Origin of the sequence: Herbaspirillum sp. NPDC101397 (assembly GCF_044767325.1) — a bacterium.
Taxonomy (GTDB): Bacteria; Pseudomonadota; Gammaproteobacteria; order Burkholderiales; family Burkholderiaceae_D; genus Herbaspirillum.
Genome location: NZ_JBIWNS010000001.1, coordinates 472,718 through 490,606, shown reverse-complemented (window position 1 = coordinate 490,606; position 17,889 = coordinate 472,718). Strand labels below are relative to the sequence as shown.

The 17,889-nt window shown below is 49.6% G+C and carries 9 protein-coding genes; 6 read left to right on the top strand and 3 right to left on the bottom strand.

What is annotated here, in order from left to right:
• Window positions 1-71 precede the first annotated feature (71 nt).
• From ACIROW_RS02210 to ACIROW_RS02200, 3 genes are read left to right on the top strand one after another with little or no spacing between them, the layout of a single operon-like run.
• Window positions 72-1,424, top strand: a complete 1,353-nt coding sequence (locus ACIROW_RS02210; RefSeq protein ID WP_402271420.1) for a hypothetical protein — start codon at window positions 72-74, stop codon at window positions 1,422-1,424.
• Entirely contained in the window at window positions 1,417-3,522 is a 2,106-nt protein-coding gene (locus tag ACIROW_RS02205) for a hypothetical protein (RefSeq protein ID WP_402271418.1), read from the top strand. Before ACIROW_RS02210 ends, ACIROW_RS02205 begins: the two co-directional genes overlap by 8 nt.
• An 8-nt stretch (window positions 3,523-3,530) precedes the next feature.
• Window positions 3,531-3,926 carry a hypothetical protein gene (locus ACIROW_RS02200; protein WP_402271416.1) on the top strand — a complete coding sequence of 132 codons (396 nt, stop codon included), beginning with the start codon at window positions 3,531-3,533 and terminating at the stop codon, window positions 3,924-3,926.
• A gap of 547 nt (window positions 3,927-4,473) precedes the next feature.
• Here ACIROW_RS02200 and ACIROW_RS02195 read toward each other — a convergent pair.
• Window positions 4,474-6,897, bottom strand: coding sequence for an ATP-binding protein (locus ACIROW_RS02195; RefSeq protein WP_402271414.1), 2,424 nt, complete (start codon window positions 6,895-6,897; stop codon window positions 4,474-4,476).
• Between the two features lie 231 nt (window positions 6,898-7,128).
• The gene (locus tag ACIROW_RS02190; protein WP_402271412.1) at window positions 7,129-8,919 is read right to left on the bottom strand and encodes an ATP-dependent nuclease; all 1,791 of its coding nucleotides are present in this window, start codon (window positions 8,917-8,919) and stop codon (window positions 7,129-7,131) included.
• A 381-nt stretch (window positions 8,920-9,300) separates the two neighbouring features.
• On the opposite strand from ACIROW_RS02190, the gene ACIROW_RS02185 reads away from it, so the two are divergent.
• Together ACIROW_RS02185 and ACIROW_RS02180 are read left to right on the top strand one after the other, a co-directional pair.
• Window positions 9,301-14,160, top strand: a complete 4,860-nt coding sequence (locus tag ACIROW_RS02185) for an AAA domain-containing protein (protein ID WP_402271410.1) — start codon at window positions 9,301-9,303, stop codon at window positions 14,158-14,160.
• Window positions 14,153-15,721 (top strand): hypothetical protein, encoded by a 1,569-nt coding sequence (locus ACIROW_RS02180; protein ID WP_402271408.1) that lies wholly within the window; start codon window positions 14,153-14,155, stop codon window positions 15,719-15,721. The genes ACIROW_RS02185 and ACIROW_RS02180 overlap by 8 nt, the downstream gene beginning before the upstream one ends.
• A gap of 340 nt (window positions 15,722-16,061) precedes the next feature.
• On the opposite strand, the gene ACIROW_RS02175 is transcribed toward ACIROW_RS02180, so the two are convergent.
• Window positions 16,062-16,289: a hypothetical protein gene (locus ACIROW_RS02175; RefSeq protein ID WP_402271406.1), complete on the bottom strand. Its 228-nt coding sequence runs from the start codon at window positions 16,287-16,289 to the stop codon at window positions 16,062-16,064.
• A gap of 181 nt (window positions 16,290-16,470) precedes the next feature.
• Between ACIROW_RS02175 and ACIROW_RS02170 the strand changes: the two genes are divergently transcribed.
• A complete protein-coding gene (locus tag ACIROW_RS02170; protein WP_402271404.1) occupies window positions 16,471-17,868 on the top strand; it encodes a PLP-dependent aminotransferase family protein in 1,398 nt (465 codons plus the stop codon).
• Window positions 17,869-17,889 lie beyond the last annotated feature (21 nt).

Here is a 17,889-nt window from a genome sequence, read left to right as displayed (position 1 = left end):
AGGACTCAAGCCCTTATGTGGACACTTCAAAATCCATTTGGTCGTGGTCTGAGGATGGTGCGGTCTATCACATGAAATGGGACGAGTTAGACTGGTCTCAGACTGAAACGGAGATCGCAAAAGCCTACATATTCCATAGATTGGAGTCCCGATCTCCACATACCGTTGCTTCCGACGCGTTGATGATCAAAACCGTTTCTGTACTCAGCCGATCCCATAACGCCCCGTGGTCAACACCTGGAGCTCTATCATTACTGACCCAACTTTACCAACATCACGCAGCTGAATTGGCCATCTTGTTTCGGGTGTTCTACTGCTGGTGTGCATCTAGCGGAAAACCAGGTTTTTCGCTCGAAACATACTTTCACCTAGACGAAACAACGCTCTATCGAAGAAGTTCATATGAATCCCTCTTTCTCCATCAGCGATATGTCACGCCTGAGCAAGAAACATTGATACTACGCCTTATCGATGAATCATACGATCCTGACGACTGGCATTCACTTCAAACGAATGTGATTCTTCATTTAGCGTTTGAGCTTGCGCCTCGCCCTTCGCAAATGTATGCATTGAATGCCGATGATCTTGAGGTTGTCGAAGCATCCGGGGGAACAGCGAACGAAGATAATTACTTTAGCTTGTGGCTTCCACTCGGCAAACAACGTGGCGCCGGCGTTCCGGAACGGCGTCCTCGGCGTATAAGCGCTCAACTGGGGAAGAAGATTCAGTTCCTCACGGCTCTCAATGAAGGACTATTTGGAAAACCGGTAAAGGCATTATTTTGGTCGGCCCGCGAAGAGCGACTCCGAGCGAGCTATATAGGCGTGGCACTGCGTGATGCAATGATGCTTCTTGACGGACAAACCGTTGGTGCAAGACTGATGCGCCATCATTTAGGCCAAGGATTGGCGGATCAAGGAGCATCAGCAGACGTCATTGCGGAGGCACTTGGCCACAATTCAACTGTTGCCGCACGTGCCTATATTGCTGCTACGCCTACCATTGCAAAAATAAAATCTCGCGCTTTAGGCAAAAGCGACAGCTATAAGAACATTATGAAAATGATGTTGACAGGGGATATCTCTGATAAGCAGAGCTTTCCCAAAGAGCGTTGGGTCAAAGGCGTAGTGCATTTACAGTATGTCGTGGGCGTTGGCGGATGTGGTCTGCCGGCGAATAACCATTGTCCGAAGAATCCAATTTACTCCTGTTATACATGTCGCAAATTCCATCCATTCTCTGATGGTCCGCACGAAGAAGTTCGTTCAGCGCTGGAAATGCAGGCACAGACATTTATAGATAGCGCTGCAAACGCCGCAGAACTCGGTCGAACAAGGGTACCAGTTCAATTGGAAAAAACATTGGAAGCAGTTAGTGCCGTTGTTCAGAAATGCCGAGAAAAGCTGGAGGCTGGAAATGCGTGAGAAAGGTGTACATGCTGTTCCTAAGGTTACGGAACATCAGCTAATCGTTCCGCAACGACTACATGAATTCATTCAACTAGAGAAACAGCATCTTGCCCAAGCGGCTCCTGATATCAATTGGTCACATGAATGTTGGAACACCAAAAATTGGCTGCTCAATCGTAGTAAAGATCAAACACTTCTTTTTCGCGAGCTTTCGGATGCCGGCAGTGCGCAGAGAAAAAACACACCTTTACCAAGGGATTTCGCGGATTTTTGTAAAGCAATTGTCGTTCACTTTCAACGGACACGTGGTCTAACCCATATGGGCGTGCGGGTCTATCTGTTTGATCTTCGCCGCGTTTTTAACAGCTTTCGCAAACAAGGATATATAAGCCCTCTTCCCTTTTTAAGATGGCATTTTGAAGAGACTGTTCAGGCAATGCAGGAACAGAATTATTCTGGCATCTATGATTCGTGCACGCGCTTACAGGCGATATCGGAGCTGATTGATAAAAAGCAGCTCACTAAATCGCCAATTGGCTTTCAGCACGGCATGACGCCCAACAGCAAGTATTTGCGATACGTTCCGCTTATTGATCCAGGTAGGGATGAAAAAATTCGCAAAGATGCTGAAAAACTTCCAAGTAGAGAGGCACTAGAGGCATACGCGCAATGCACAAACGATCCGTTTAATGACGATGAAGAAATTCTGCTTCGGACAATCGATCTCCTCATCGTGATGGGGCAGAGAGGAAATGAAATCGCTTGTCTCCCATTAGATTGCTGGGTAGAACACCCTATCAAAGACAGCAATGGCAACCTAACATTGGACGCAAACGGCCACCCTATCTTAGAGGTCGGGATTCGGTACTATCCAGAAAAGAATTTTGAAACCAGAATTCATTGGCTTGCAGATCAAGACATTCCCTTGGCTCGGCGAGCAGTCACTCGACTAGAAGCGTTAACAGTGGAACCACGCACGATAGCGAAATGGCAGGAGGGTAATCCAGGACGTTTGTGGGACATTGCTCCTGACGAATGGCTGGATGAGAAGCGCCTATTGATGCTGTTGGGCTATGCGAGCAAGCGCAATCTTTATTTATATCTTAAGAATAAAGGAATTGTGCCCAGAGAGGTCCGAGCACAGTCGATTGATCGTTACTATCGAGCCGGTGATATAGAAGGCTTATTGGCGCCTAAAATTGATCATACCGTTCTTAAAAAAAGAGTGAATGGCAAATGGCACGTTGTTTTGCTGACCAGCGAAACTCTCAGTATCAGATTTGATGGAGCGTTTCGTTTTATCCGCGAAGCGAATGTCACAAGGGTACTTCCGCGGAGAACCACTCTTCTAGAAATTAACACTGGACTTGGATCAAATCCGCCACAGCAATCTATTTTTGAACGACGGAACTTAACAGAAAAAAATGGCGAGCGAATTGCAGTCACCAGCCATCAGCCTAGGCATTGGCGTAACACCCTGTACGAATTGGCGGGGATGAGCAATGTGCAGCAAGCATTGGCGATGGGAAGAAGGCGGCTTGATGAAAACGTCGTATATCAACATACCACTCTGCAAGAACGAACAGAAAATCACGATGAGTTTCTGAAATTCAGTAATGCCCAAGAAAAAATGTCTTTTGTACATGAAGCTATTCGTAATCGCCGAATTCTTGGGGGCGTAACTGATACGTACCATCGAATAAAATCAGAGCAGGATATTGTTGCAGCAGAAAGATTTTTGAGCATGCATGCTCAAGCGATGCATGTGACCCCCTATGGAGCATGTTCACACGATTTTAGTCAGGCCCCCTGCCCTAAACACCTGCAATGCTGGAATAGTTGTAGTCACTTGCATCGAACCAATTCGTCCACTGAAGAGCAAGCGATTAAGCTTCAACTTTACCGAAGCGAACTAGCTTTAGAAAAAATGAAAGCAGAAGCTGATGATGAGTTCGGTTCGGACGTTTGGATTGACGATTTAGAAAAGAAGATTGGCGGCATGAAAAAATCGCTGGCGATGACGGTAACCGGACTTCCCGTTCCTGTCTTTCAAGCTTCAGAGTCCATTAACCATGCTTCTACCATAGGGCGGAGCTCGGTATCAGAGGATTAGGACCCCATATGCTTAGGAACACGCGTGGTCAAAATCTCGACCAAAAGCTGGAGAAATTGCTTGCAGAAATGCTTACTCAAGGATTTGAGAACGCCCCCATTTCTCGTACTTCAGTTCAAGAATTACTACGACTCAAAAGCCGTAGTACGCTTGTCGGAAGACGCGGAGAAAAAATCGACGCTGCGCGAGCAGCTCAATTGAAAGCTTCAGGTTCCTACGATGATGGGAAGCGACGCCGGCTTTTATTAGAAGATCAAAATGAAATCCTAAAAAAGAAGGTCGAGGAGCTTCAAAATGCTAGAGACCACTACGTCGAGCAACTACTGACCATAGTTCAGCAGTTGCAAAGCAAAGGAGTCAATATTGAAGAGTCGCTCGTCGTGTTGAGGCCCAATAGGCCGTAATCCGATGTTCGGGCATTGACTCCTCGGAATATCAGTCAGAGGTTTAGAAAATTTGGACCTGGTGCTGCCCTTGGCGATTGGTTTTGGTCAGCTTACTTCTGACCGAACATCTGGAAACACGTGTGGAAAGAATACGCCCAAGACTCAACCCTTGCGGCCTGCGACTAACACGGATACTCCGGCCCTCAAGTCCGAAGAATATACGCTGCCCAACTTTGAAGCCGGTCGCTGTCTGCGGCAGCACGATACGGCCATTTTCACTATCCAAGCTGGCCAGGATCACGGGAAGATGTATCTTGAGTTTCATGATTGGAAATCTTTTCTAGTACGAAATATTCATTATTGCCTGATTCATTTCGGCTTCCAAGCTGAGATGACGCGTTTCGAGTAAGCATAAAAGCTGAGGCCTTGCGCTTACGCTGAATCGGCCCCCCTTACCGGCAATTACCGTCTTTCTCGCCGTCGCGCCTAGACTATTTGGCACTGTGCTGTCGTCCTTTTTCTGAAAACATCTCGTCTTCATTACAGGCTATAGCGTCCAATAGATCTACTGCGCCGATGCATTGCGTTCGAAAATAAGACATTCCTCTTCGAATTCAACAAAGTTGGCTGTTCCAACAATTCTATCCTCAGAATACATATGCAAATCATCGAATTCCGCGCGCAAATAATGCTCAATCAAATCAACAATTGTTTTTGGTTTTCCGACTGCTACTGGGATGACTTGTTCTATCCAATCCTTCATTCCAAAACTGAATCGATTTGAGCTTTCAGCCTCCGTCAGATCGAGTAACGTGTCAGAATGTTCGAAGTTACCGAAATCTGACTGAGACATATCATCCGGGCATTCGACGTCGCCGCCAAAGCAGACAAGTTCGCTCACTTCGCCAGATCTAAACTGCTCTATAAGGTCAAGGATCGTGACTAGTTGGCCATCTAATCTTCCGACAACAGAGGTTTTATCTCCGCAGTCAAGGCTCACGATTTTCTCGGTGAGCGACGGTACGACATTTGGAGTCGCAGAAAGCTGACGCTCTGCCCACTGGCGTAAAGTCGAGCTATTAACTACAGGCACCGCATTGCGCCTGGCTAAATCAACGCTATTTCCCGCCAATATATATCCAATAATTCCTTCACAATTGCCTGTTCGCAAGCCGCAGTGTACTAATGCACCGGTATTGTCCGACCTATACCACCGATTTCTATCTAATAGCAACGCTGCGCGCCCAACTATTTTTCCATTCTCATCGATCATGGGTTGAAGGCGGGCAGCATAACGTTTTAGTGCATCCGCGGTCATATTCACTTTTAGCCGGCACAGAAGATCGTACGGATCTAGTGTCTCCCAATCATTAGCTTTAATCGCTTGTACTGGTGAAACCGCACCGTCCTGACACCAAACATCGATATCCAATGTCGGCGCCAGGTGAGCGACTAGATCTTCAACTTGGGGCACTTTTTTTTGTTCAACACGTTGAGGAACGTTTTTAAGAAGCGTCTTGCGCCCTTCGCGCAACCTAACAGAAATCCGAGTGCCGCTTTCTGTTAGGAGTTCATCCTGAGTAGCTTGCAATAAGATCGGCCGTTCAACAACGCGATTTCGCAGATGAAGCGTAACTTGATCTGTGATGGCGTTGCCATATCGCCATGTCGTTACTTTTACTTCGTCGCCTAACATAAACACGGAGAAGAAACCGATTCCATACTTCCCTACCGGAGAAAAACCTTTGCTGGCCAGACCGCGCCATTGATCGCGCAGCGAGGCATCCTTCCAGAGGGATCTACCAAAGTCGAGCAATACTTCAGTAAGAACGTACCGGCTCATTCCTAGGCCATCATCAACGACATCTAACCATACGCTGCCATCAACTGTATTTCGCAGTGAGATTTTAATTTTCCCATGTGTTTGATTTCCAACTTGAAATCGGCGGGCGCGGATTGCGTCAGCGGCGTTCTGAATGAGCTCGCGCAGGGCTATTGCGGGATCATCACCATACAATCTTTCTCCACCGAATTTTTCAATTACGCTACCTACTTGACTAACTTGATAATTAAAATCAAATGGATGCCAACCTTCCACCGGCACGTTTTTCTGGAACACTTCAACATCATTTGCCCCCATAACTCCAATCGCAACCATAGTTTTTCGTCCATGATCTAACAAAATCCGATTGGATGTACGTATTTCCCGATCGATCATCTGGCACGCTTCATAACAACGCCACCAAGCGTCAGATTGCGTAACGCCAAACGCAGAGCCTGACCAATATAGTTCGCTTTTTGCATTGATAGCTATAGAACTGAGCTTATTCTGGAAAGTCCAGTGCCTTCTAGACTCGCCAGTTGGCGAATTCAGCATCAGAGGAACATCAGGCGCACGCAAATTATCGATATGCGCGGCATCAATGCAACGAAGGAGCATCGCCAACTTTAATCTATCAACACCCCAGTTTTCTGTGGCGTCTAAGCCCAGTGAACTGTGAGGCGCGATGGGTGACGCTGATGCCCATTCCTGCTCAACCACACTAGCGTCCCAGCCATGGCTAGAGGCAACTTTTCCAATCGTCTTTCCGTAATGATTTCTGAGCTCGACGTCTTCTAATAAATAGCGACTTTGACCATTTAAGTCTTCCCAGTTCTGCGCTAACAAGTTTTCAGCGCGGGTCGCATGAAGCAATCGGAGCGTCTCAAACAACACTTGCTGGTATTGGGGTTCTCCTTGGCGGAGTTGGTCTTCGGTAAAACCCTGCTGCGTTACATAATCCTTCCACTCGACTGAATCTCGGAGGCCAGCAATTCCATCTGGGTACGCAAACGACGATGTTGCAGCATCGTGTAATAGAAATGCCATTCCAAGAACATACGCCTCTGCAGGATTGATTTCAAAATCCGCCCCCAACAGCTTGTCTGCAACATGCCAGAGTGTGTCGAGATGCGTCACATCGTGCAATGTCAGAGACGGTAATTCCATCTCAATTTTTCGTACCAAGGGAATTACTGCGTCCCGTGTCCGAATAAAGGACTGTGCCAGTCGCGAACGTGCAACTTGGCACTTGTCGTCGACGCCTTGCGGCGCAAGAGTGCGCTTCCAAATCCCCGATTGTTCAAAATTTTGCATATTTTTTTGACCTATCAATTGATCTATTTACCATTTGGGACAAGTATTGGTTGGTAGAAAAGCTCCGAAAAAAGAGTTATCCCATCACAGAGTAACGGCATTTTCTAAAATAGAAATGTCGCTCCACCTCAGAGTTGTATTTGGAAGTTCATCACTTTGTCCAATTAGGTAATTCAATAGTTGACTAACCCGTTGACGAATTTTTTCATCTTGGCGAACATTCGCCCATGCATTGTATGGTTTCTCGCCGCTTGCGTTGGCGCCAAACATGGCCTGTTCGAAATTATCTATCGATGCCACCAGTACGGCATTGCCGTTAGGCGCGGCAGCTACAGCTTCGGCAATTTTCGTATTTGCTGCCCATGCGGAATTCTTTCTCGTTTCCCCTTTTTTATTTGTGATGAGGGGCGTATCAGCATCATGTAATACGGCATATGGATTGCCAAATTGGTTAAGTATCTTACACAACGCTACGATAGTGAATTTTCCCCTTGCACGAACAATATGGACGTTCTTATACCGATCTCGGTCTGATTGAATTAATTCTTTGAATGCAGAATGCTCAGTGTCTCCCTCCACAATTACAACTCGGCCACCAAAGAAAAATTCCGCAACATAAGGGTCAAACATGTTCAATAGCTTTAGTTCTTCCTTTTCCTCGCAACTCAATTTAACTAGGTTTGGCCTAAAAATCGTGGTGCCAGTTACGTTGCCTGTGGCAGTTCGTTCTACTCTGACGATGGACGTGTTATCTCTGGATAGATCAATAAATATCGGTGAATGGGTGGTCACCATAACCTGCCACTTTCCACCGTTAGGAAGTGAATATAAGACGTTACAAGCATCTCGTATTGCGTTCGGATGCAAACACATCTCCGGCTCGTCAAGCAAAAGGACATGCGGTCGCTCAGAATTAGCATCTCCTACTTTTGGGGGCCGTTTGTGCTCTGCAAGAATACGCAGTGCCGTCCACAATAAGGTACGTCTAGCACCGCTTCCTTGACGGTCAAGTGTCGATTGATGACCATCATTAGGCCCCATACGAAGCAGCGGGATCGTCTTGCAAAGCGTGACTGCTTTTTCAAGGTCGTCTTCTGCGCGAGCGTCTAATGTGATCGTATAGCCAGGAAAGACCTCAGCGATGGAGCTATTGAGTGCGGTTTTCACTTCCGTAATTGCTTCTTCTGCGCTACTCGCCACTCTTTTTTGAAGATCTGCGACAGCATCTAATAACTTGTCGTAGTCGTTTTTTTCTTCGCCGTCTACGCTACGCTTCTGAAATTCTTTGACTCGCTCTTTGATTGCCTCTTGCAGCAAACCGACGATATCCGCGCCCTGCTTTGATGGATCTTCAAAGGCCTCAATTCGATGAGGTTCTGGCCTGTTAGGTTGCGCAACACCAGCAGCTCCCCAAGGACCGTGATTTTCATCCCAGCAGCCAGTTACTACATCAAAGCCTATTTTCTTTGGTGCACCAACGTCCGACCATATCCAGCGCTCCCGTACATGGCGATCACCATTTTGGCGCGTATCCATCCAACGTTCTGCTGGGAGCCGGCTGTCCTGAAACAACACCGTTTCCAGTTCTATTGTGGGGAAGCCATTAGGCTCATCCGGATTTGGGAGTTGCCCATTCGGAAAGTCTTCTAAGGAAAGGTGCCCCTCTTTACCTGCTTGCATTACCACTTCGTAGGCTCTTAGAACCGAGCTTTTTCCCGCATTATTCGGCCCGACCAGAACCACAATATCGTCAAGTTCAATGGTGACCGGAGATGCCCCTATCGCTCTGAAGTTTCTGATGATTAGTTTATGCAATCGTGCTCGCGGTGCAATCTCATCAGTTTTTTCAGTCGCTACTTTTTTTCCTGTTGCCATGTCTCCCCCCTTCTTGGAATACGTCTTATCTCAACGGGCATACCGCACCGTCTAATTCTTAAATTTTGGGCGTATCGATCCTGGCTTATATGGTAACAAATAGTCAAGTTGCGCTTTATAATGCCGTAACTCAACACCTCGACTGAATAGCATACAGCCATTCACTGTTGGAAGATTTTGGTCCGATTTCAGATTTAATAAAAGCAGCTTCTCCTCGCTCAAGACCCTCAGTTGAGGAACTGCAGAAGGTTATCCGATACACGCGCTGATCACTCACGCCGCGAATCTATTGCCGAACACAATCCTGAGGCGGTAGTTTGATCATCCATGTCATATAGAACATACCGTACGCAATAGATAAAATTTTGAGGAGGCTTTACCGTGCGAATCAATTATTTAAGTCCGCGAGGAGTCTTGGAGGTTGAACACGCTGCTCTACGAGAACTAGAAGCTAAGCTCCCCAAATCTTGGGGAGCCTATGCTGCGTTTCGCTTGCTCACTCGAGGGTCTAAGCAGCCACTGGATATCGACTTACTGTTATTGACGAATAGTCGAATTCTGGTAGTCGAGTTGAAAAACTGGTACGGTGATATCGAATACTCCTCCGGTCAGTGGTTTCGTCGAGGCGACGCAGTACCCTCACCGGTGGACACTACGGACAACAAAGTTCGGGCTTTGAAAACTTTTATTCGCGAGAAAAACACGCAAATAAAAGTCCCATTTATCGAATCTGTTGTGGTGCTGTGCCATCCCAAGTGTCGCTTGGTCAAGTTTCCAGACGAGCAGCGGCGTTTCGTCATGACGCTCCCTGAGTTCATACACGCCGCCTCAGACGACAATCGCTATAAAAAACGATTCCCTGACATTCCGCCGTCTTTCAGCTATAAATCATCCAATCCGCTGCCGGATCGGCAACAATACGACGTCATCATTTCGACGAAAAACCCAGAGGTACGAAAGCGCCACACAGTATTACACGGGTTCGAACAAATCGATGATCATGAGGATTACATTCACCCACGAAAAATTTGGTCGGAATTTCGTGCCGAACATCAGGAGAGTAGAAGTTCGAAAGCACTATTGCGAAAGTGGGACTTTGAAAATCTTGCCGACGGCGGTACGTCCGAAATTGAGCGCCAAACCATTGGCTTACGTGAGTTACGTCTGAATGAAACACTGCGTGTTCAGGCACCCGAGCTGCATGAAGATCTACTAGAGCCCGTCGGCTCGGCGACTGCTGACGACATTACCACCAACTTCGTCGAAGCTTATCGCCTTCCCACCGGCATCGAGCGGCTTGGTGAGCACATGTCTCGTAACGCAGACATGGACGAACAAGACAGGCGCTCCCTGGCGAAGAGTATTTTGGCTCGGTTCGCGAAGCTACACGATCTGGGCATAGCCCATCGCGACATCACCAAACGCACGCTATGGGTACTTGAACCATCCCGGATCATCCTATCAACGTTCGCCGCGGCACGCGTTCCGGAGATGCATACGGTTGGAGTTCATCGAGTTGAGTTGGAAACTGGCTCCATCGAATTGCCGGAAGACGAAGATGCTTCCCCACAAGATCGCTCGTCTGATCCGTTTGTTCGAGATGTATTCTTACTCGGAGTATTAATCTACGAATTGCTGGAAGGCAGAGATCTTGACCGTCTAAATCAAGTCCCTGTCTATGACAATACCCTATCGCTCATCGTTCCGGCCTTGGCAAGTTGGTACTCAAAATCAATGGATCTCGACCCGGCAGCACGGTACCGAGATGCCTCTGACGCTCTAGATGCGCTGAATGCATGCTTGGCGGTCGACGCAGGGCCGGATATTTGCTCAGATGACTTCGGAGGCTATAAGACAAGTTCCAGCATCGTCACGCTACCACCTAAACGTATGATCTCGGAGACTTCGGCAAAACTGGTCTACGAATCGGTCCAGAATGGGGTTCGTATCTTGGTAAAATGCTGGCCTCAACTCAAATACGATCCAAAATACACTGCACGTAACCTTCGTCTTCTCTCGTTTCTGCAGCAAGCGCGTTCACTGCGGCAATCTGGTTTTGATGCAGCCCCTGACGTAATTGATTTTGGTCTCAGCAACTTTGGACTAATGCTAGTCACACGATGGACTGAAGGACAGACGCTCACAGAGTGGTTAGGAACAAGTCCCGATGGACGTCAACGAGCATTCGTGGCACTCGCATTGTTGAACGCAGTGCAACGCCTTCATATGCTTGGGCTTTCTCATGGTGACGTAAAGGCCGCCAATATCATCGTGCCAGAAATCCCAGAGGGAGAATCTCCACGCGTCGTTCTAGTAGACATCCCCGACCTAAGCGCAGATGGTGACGATGGTATCACTATAGGTGCTATTCCTTCTGCACTTGAAAATGCATCTCCATTGCACAGAGATACATTTGCGGTATGCGCCTTGGTTCTTGAATTGCTACCAGAAGACTTCTCGGACACTAGAAGCAACGTAGCGCGAGCTATCGAACGAGTAGATGCTCTACCCCCATTAGACCTGCTAGCGGAAACGTTACAGGATGAACTCCATCCCAAACCTAACACGAATGCAACCTTCAAGGTAGTACTGAAGCACCGCAGCCGAAGTGGCCCCACATCATTCGCGTTTATATCTAACAACGGCGAATACTCCGTGCGAGCCAACAGGCATTTAGAGTCTCAGCAAATACGGTTTTATGTTGTCGGGACGAGGCAAGAGCTCTACATCAAATACGATCCAATAGAAGATGCGGTGCTCGATGCTGCCGTAAAAGAAATCGATCACATCGATTTCGTCAGTGCTTACCGAAGAAGACTTTTCACGTTAAGCGCCGAAATTCAAATTGGCTATGCGGAAGAGCATGATATTGCCGCACTGGCGGGGCTGCTATTCCAGCACTACAGTGTCAACCTCCCAGATGAAACCGAAAGTGGAGGGCAAGTAAAAGCAATCACCGCCGATCCGTATGCACACCAGAGCGAGGCCGGCCTTCTGGGCCTCGTGACTGCGGTAGATCTCTGGAGTGCGCTAGCTGATACCGACGAGATGAACGTCACTACAATCACTGTACGCGGCGCAAAGCAGGTTCCACCCAGGAGCGGTGAATGGATAATCTCTTTCGATTGCGATGGCGGCGTGCTTGATTTCTCTGAAGACGAACGCATTGAACTTTTGCAACGAGGTTTCGACGTTAGCGATGGAGGAGAACGATGGTTCACCGTGGGATCGGTATTGCCTGATTTGGGCAAGGATGTAATGAGAGTCCATTCCAAGAGCATGCGATTCTCTCCCACGCAAGGCGACGTTTTGCACATACGAGGAACTTTTGAGAAGGCAGCGTCCGAACGCCGTGTTGCGGCAATGAAACGGGTACTTGCCGGCGGCGGCCTCATTCCTTCATTAGTCGACTATTTTGACCCCGACACTGAGCAAATGCCGAGGCATGAATCGAAGATTGAGCCGAGCGATCTTGGCGAGTATGAGTTGAACGAATCACAGGAAGAAGCACTTCGGGCAGCACTTTCTTTCAGCCCCATTTCTTTACTTCAAGGTCCTCCTGGAACAGGAAAGACAAAGTTTATAGCGTCGTTTGTCCATCTACTTTTATCACGCAACATGGCCGACAACATACTATTAGTCAGCCAATCGCACGAAGCGGTTAATAACGTTTTAGACAAGGTTGCAGGATCGCTACGTGCGTCCAGCCTAGAAGCATCAATAGTGCGAGTCGGACTTCAATCAATGGTGTCCCCGGGGTTACGTAGCGTTCAGGAAGACTCGCTGCGGCAACGCTACCGAGAGTCCTTTGATGCAGAGATTAAAGAACGAGTACGTGCAGTTGGCGTTGCCATGGGTCTGCCAGAAGGCTATGTTCGTGATGCTACTGAACTGCACCTTACCTTAGGCCCATTAATTCAACGTGTTGATAGGCTTGCTAGCACTGTTGAAGAGAGCGATACGACAGATGAATCGGCAGAAGAACATATACGACGCCTTCGGCAGGTAATTACCGAAATCGCAGCCCGCCAGTTCGAGATAGACACGTCAGGCTCCGACGACGAACTTTTAGGCATACTAGAAATAGAACTTGATGCCTTAGCTGAGCAATACGGTTCACCAAGCCCCGCTAAATGTGCACGTCTGGGAGAAATTGCACGCCTATCGACGGAGTTTGCTCAGGTCTTGCGAAGTCCTAGATCGAACTACACAGCGTTCCTCGCTCGGAGTTCGAATATCGTAGCCGGCACTTGCGTCGGTGTTGGCAAGCAGATGCTTGGAATCACTGAAGTTCCTTATGACTGGGTCATCGTGGACGAGGCAGCACGCTCCTCGCCGATGGAGCTCGTGGTTGCGATGCAGGCTGGAAAACGTGTGCTGCTTGTCGGCGACCATCTTCAGCTGCCACCTTCCTATCCTCGGGCTGTTGAGGATCGAGCATCCACGTTGCTTGGCGTACCCCGCAAGGATTTCAGGAAAATCAACAATTTCCAACGAGTATTCTCTTCCAAATACGGCAAGTTGGTCGGACGAACCCTTAAGGTTCAGTACCGTATGGCAGAACACATCAGTCGACTTGTTTCGCATTGCTTTTATGCCGATGCCTTAGAGGTCGGACGAGTACCTCCAGGTGAAGAGTACGCGCTATTGCCTGATTTTCTTGCCTCGCAGGTAGTATGGATCGACACACGAGATCAGGGGCGCGCCGGATTCCATCGTTCGTCTGGAACCCAAGAAGGGGCACTAGTGAACGAGGCTGAAGCCGCTGCCGTAGTGGAAGTCATTCGAAGCATATTGACATCGACTGAGTTTTTGGAAAGCGTTCGCGCCATAGAAACGGGACACGAACCGATTGTCGGGATCATAGCTATGTATGCCGCCCAACGAGATCTAATCAGGCGGAAGCTTGAACAGGCCGAATGGGCATCAGGTCTTCGAGACTACTTCACAGTGGGCACGGTGGACAGCTACCAGGGTAAAGAGAATCGCATCATCGTGCTCTCGGTCGTGCGTAATGACGAGAACGAACATATCGGCTTTCTTGTTGACCCGGAGCGAGTCAATGTGGCGATGTCTCGAGCCAAAGATCGATTGATAATTGTCAGTTCTTCAGCTATGTGGCGAGCGCGGACCACGACGCCCATGAAGCGCGTACTCGATGAAGTCGAGCGTCTTGCGGAGCATCAATTGGCGCACATCGTTCCTTCAAATGACTTGAAACGGACCTTAACCTATGCGTGAGCGTTTTAACACCGTCGCGGTCGCCATTCCTGCGCAAATCTTCTACGTTCGTTGCCATGTCTCGATTGACCGCCAGGTTCCGGTCATGACGGACTTCGCAGTGCGTCTACTACACTTAAGCGGGCCTATGGAAGTCAGCGCCATAAGAGAGTACTTCGGATTTTCAGCTGGACAACTTCGTGACTTGCTGGACATTCTGAGGGAAGAAGGACTTGTAGGCGAAGCCAATGGCCGCATTTCATTGACGTCTTACGCCGAGTCTCGTTTTGCAGTGTCTGAAGACGGACTGCCGCGCTTTACAAAAATAGCAGAGCGGCAAAGCCGTCCTATTTTTGAACTGCTTAGCTACACCCCTCTGCCCAAGGTATTGGCGAACAACTATTGGGACAATGCCTTGGAACTCAAATGGGATGAAAATAGCGACGTAGCAGGAAAAACCATCGAGCGAGCAGAAGCGGCATTTCACAAGCATTTTCTTGATATCGAACGCCTGGAATTTGAAGACGAAAAGAGGCGCGCCTACTCCTGCTATAAGGTCGACGATATCAGAGCCGGACGCCCATTTAGCATACCGCTTCCAGTACACTTTGACGTAGACATCGAGGGAAATGTCGAGTTCGAGATTGATGCGCAACTTGAACTATTACCTGAATCGCTACGATCTCAGGTGCGCACCCTTACTGCCGACAGGATAGCTACCCTCTCAACTCACAGTGATCACTTACGCACATTTGTTGAGTACTTTAACGACGAGTTACTTGCCCGCTACCTTCATAAGTCAACTGAAGATAAAAACAAAGGTGTCGTGATCAACGCTGACGGAAAAATTGGTCTACGTAGAGAGCCGACGATTGATTTCGCAAAATATGTCCGCGACGTTCATGGTCAAGCGAACGGTGAAGTATATGAGGGTGGCAAAAGCAAAGCCGTTCTCGGTGCGCTATATATGCCAAAGAACCAATCTCGCCTACTAGATGAACTTAGAAAATCGTTTTCATCAATTAAGAAAAGTCGCAATACTGGAATGCCAGAGGCGATCTTTTGGGTGATTCCAGACTCCGAGCTATGGGGGCGCACAAGCTTAGTTCGCGATCTCATCAATGGCATCCAAGGTGTGTTTCAAGATACGTTTGACTCGCCGAAGGAAATCACGGCCATCGCACCATGTCATCAAAGCGAACATCGTGACCGTCTTTTTAAGCGCGCACACCACCTGATTGATGCAGGATTCAGCCGCGTTATCTTAAGTCCGTACCAACCCAAGCATCAATGTGTCGAGGTTTTGCTAATTCCAGGAGTCTTTGGCGTTGCGACTTATCATTGGAAGACCCCGAATGCGACTCAGTACAATGTACCTTTTGGGTTCTTAACACAATCCCAAGCTAAGCTACAGAAGATGGCAGTATTCACTATGTCCACCCTTACCGCATCACTACATAAAGTTAGCCGCGGCAATAGCAACACTCCCGATGACCGTCGTTTTAAGCTCGAAGATGCCGTAGTATCCGAGTTCGTGTTCCTCGACCATTACATTGGATCTTCTCGAGCACCAATCACATAGAGGCAACAAGGCTCCAGAATCTTCTTGACTGTGCACTACTGCACCAAGGATAACCAATTTGAAGCACAACTCGCTCGGCAAGGGGCTTAGTTTCTTGCTCCATGTTGGTCCAACCCGAGAGGACAACGATATGAACATATTTTCGTGAACAAAAGTGACGTCTAGTCACGGAAATGACCTGCGAATCAATTACTTATCGCACCAATGAACAAACAACATTGAGGACTCGTTAAATGACATAAGCAAGTATTTGAGATGTTCCTGGCGATTCTCTATAACCCGCCCGACGCTGCCCGACAGCCGTCTCCCCGAATACCAGCCTCCCATCCATTCTTGCCCGTCATGGAAAGGTCAAGTCCAATCCCAGCGTCCTGGCAAGGACGTAAGTGAAAAGCCCCAGGCCCGCCAGCGATAGCACCACGACCGTGACCACCTTGCCGCTCGCGCGCAACACCGCACGCGGTCCTTTCTCCTTCCCTTGATCGTAATGCCACTTGATGGCGTAGAACATGCCCGTGCCGAGCACGAGAACTTTGAACGTAACGAAGACTATCGGGACCCATTCCATCTTTTTAATACTTCCAGGCTATTGCTTGATACCAGTTATCGTGCGGAGAACTACCTTGAAACGCGACGTCAGCAGCTTCATTTTTACCCGAACCATCACCGCCAGGCGGCCATGCAAGGATGGCGCTGCTGCACGTCCTGACGCATACTACTTGAAAGCAATTTCCATACATTGAGACAAAATGTCCCAGTCAAAAAGCATACAAGATGAAAATTCGCCGCTCTGGTTGCCGCGCCTGGCTGTGCATGGCGGGCCACGGTTTTTGCAGATTGCGGATGCGTTGCAGGCGGCGGTGGCCGAAGGATCGCTGAAACCGGGTGCCCGTCTGCCTACGCAGCGCCAATTGGCGGCACGGCTGGGCGTCGATCTGACGACGATCACGCGCGCCTACGACGAAGCCAGGCGCCGCAACTTGCTGGAGGGCCGAGGCGCCCGCGGCACCTATGTCGCGGCGCCGAAAGTCGAATTGACCGCTATCCTCGACCTGAGCATGAACACCCCGCCACCGCCGGCTGGCGTGGATTTTGACGACATGTTGAAGCAAGGTTTGTCTCAGGTGCTGATGCGGGCAGACAATGAATTGCTGATGACTTACCACCTGGCCGGGGGAAGCGACTCCGACCGCAAGGCCGGCGCCAAATGGCTGGCGCCGATGTTTGGGCATCTGGATTTTGGGCAAGTTGTGGTTTGTCCGGGTGCGCAAGCGGCGATCGCCGCATTGATCCTTGCGTTGACGGAGCCTGGCGATGTCATCCTGGCAGAACCAGCGAGTTATCCCGGCTTGCGTACCGCAGCGGCTCAATTCGGCCGACGCATCGTTGCGGTGGAAGCGGACAAGCACGGGATGGTGCCTGAGCGACTTGAGGAAGCGTGTCGCCAGTACCAGCCTGGGCTGGTTTACCTCAATCCGACGTTACAGAACCCGACCGCCGTCACCATTCCGGAACGGCGGCGCAAGGAGCTCGCCGGCATCGCCAGGCGCTGCAATGTACGCATCGTCGAGGATGATCCCTACTGGCTCCTTGCCGATGCCCCGCCGCCTGTCGCCACGTTTGCCCCGGAACATGTGGTCTACATCTCTACCCTGTCGAAATGCCTCACGCCCGGCTTGCGCGTCGCTTTCGTACTGATACGCGACCCGCACGAACGCGAACGTTTCCTGGTCGCGCTCAGATCGTTTGCGCTGATGGTGGCGCCGCTGACTGCTGCGCTGGCCACCCAGTGGATCATGGATGGTTCGGCGGGCGGATTGATGGAAGGCGTACGCAACGAGGCGCGCCTGCGCCACCGGATGGCGCGGGATATTCTGGCGGGGCGGTATAGCGGCACCGGCGACGGCTTGCATGTATGGCTCGAGTTGCCGGGCTATTGGAACTCCTCGCAGCTTGCGCGTGCAGCCGGTAGCGAGGGCATCGCAGTCACGCCGGCGGAGGCGTTCGCAACTGGCGGCGCATCCGTGAATGCAATTCGGATCTCGTTGGGAAGCATCAAGGATCGCGGACGTTTGCAGGCCGGTCTTCAGCGGCTGTCGCATCTGCTCGCGCGGCGGCCGGAGTCGTTCAGCGCCGCCGTGGTTTAACTGTCCGGAAGCCGGCGTTTG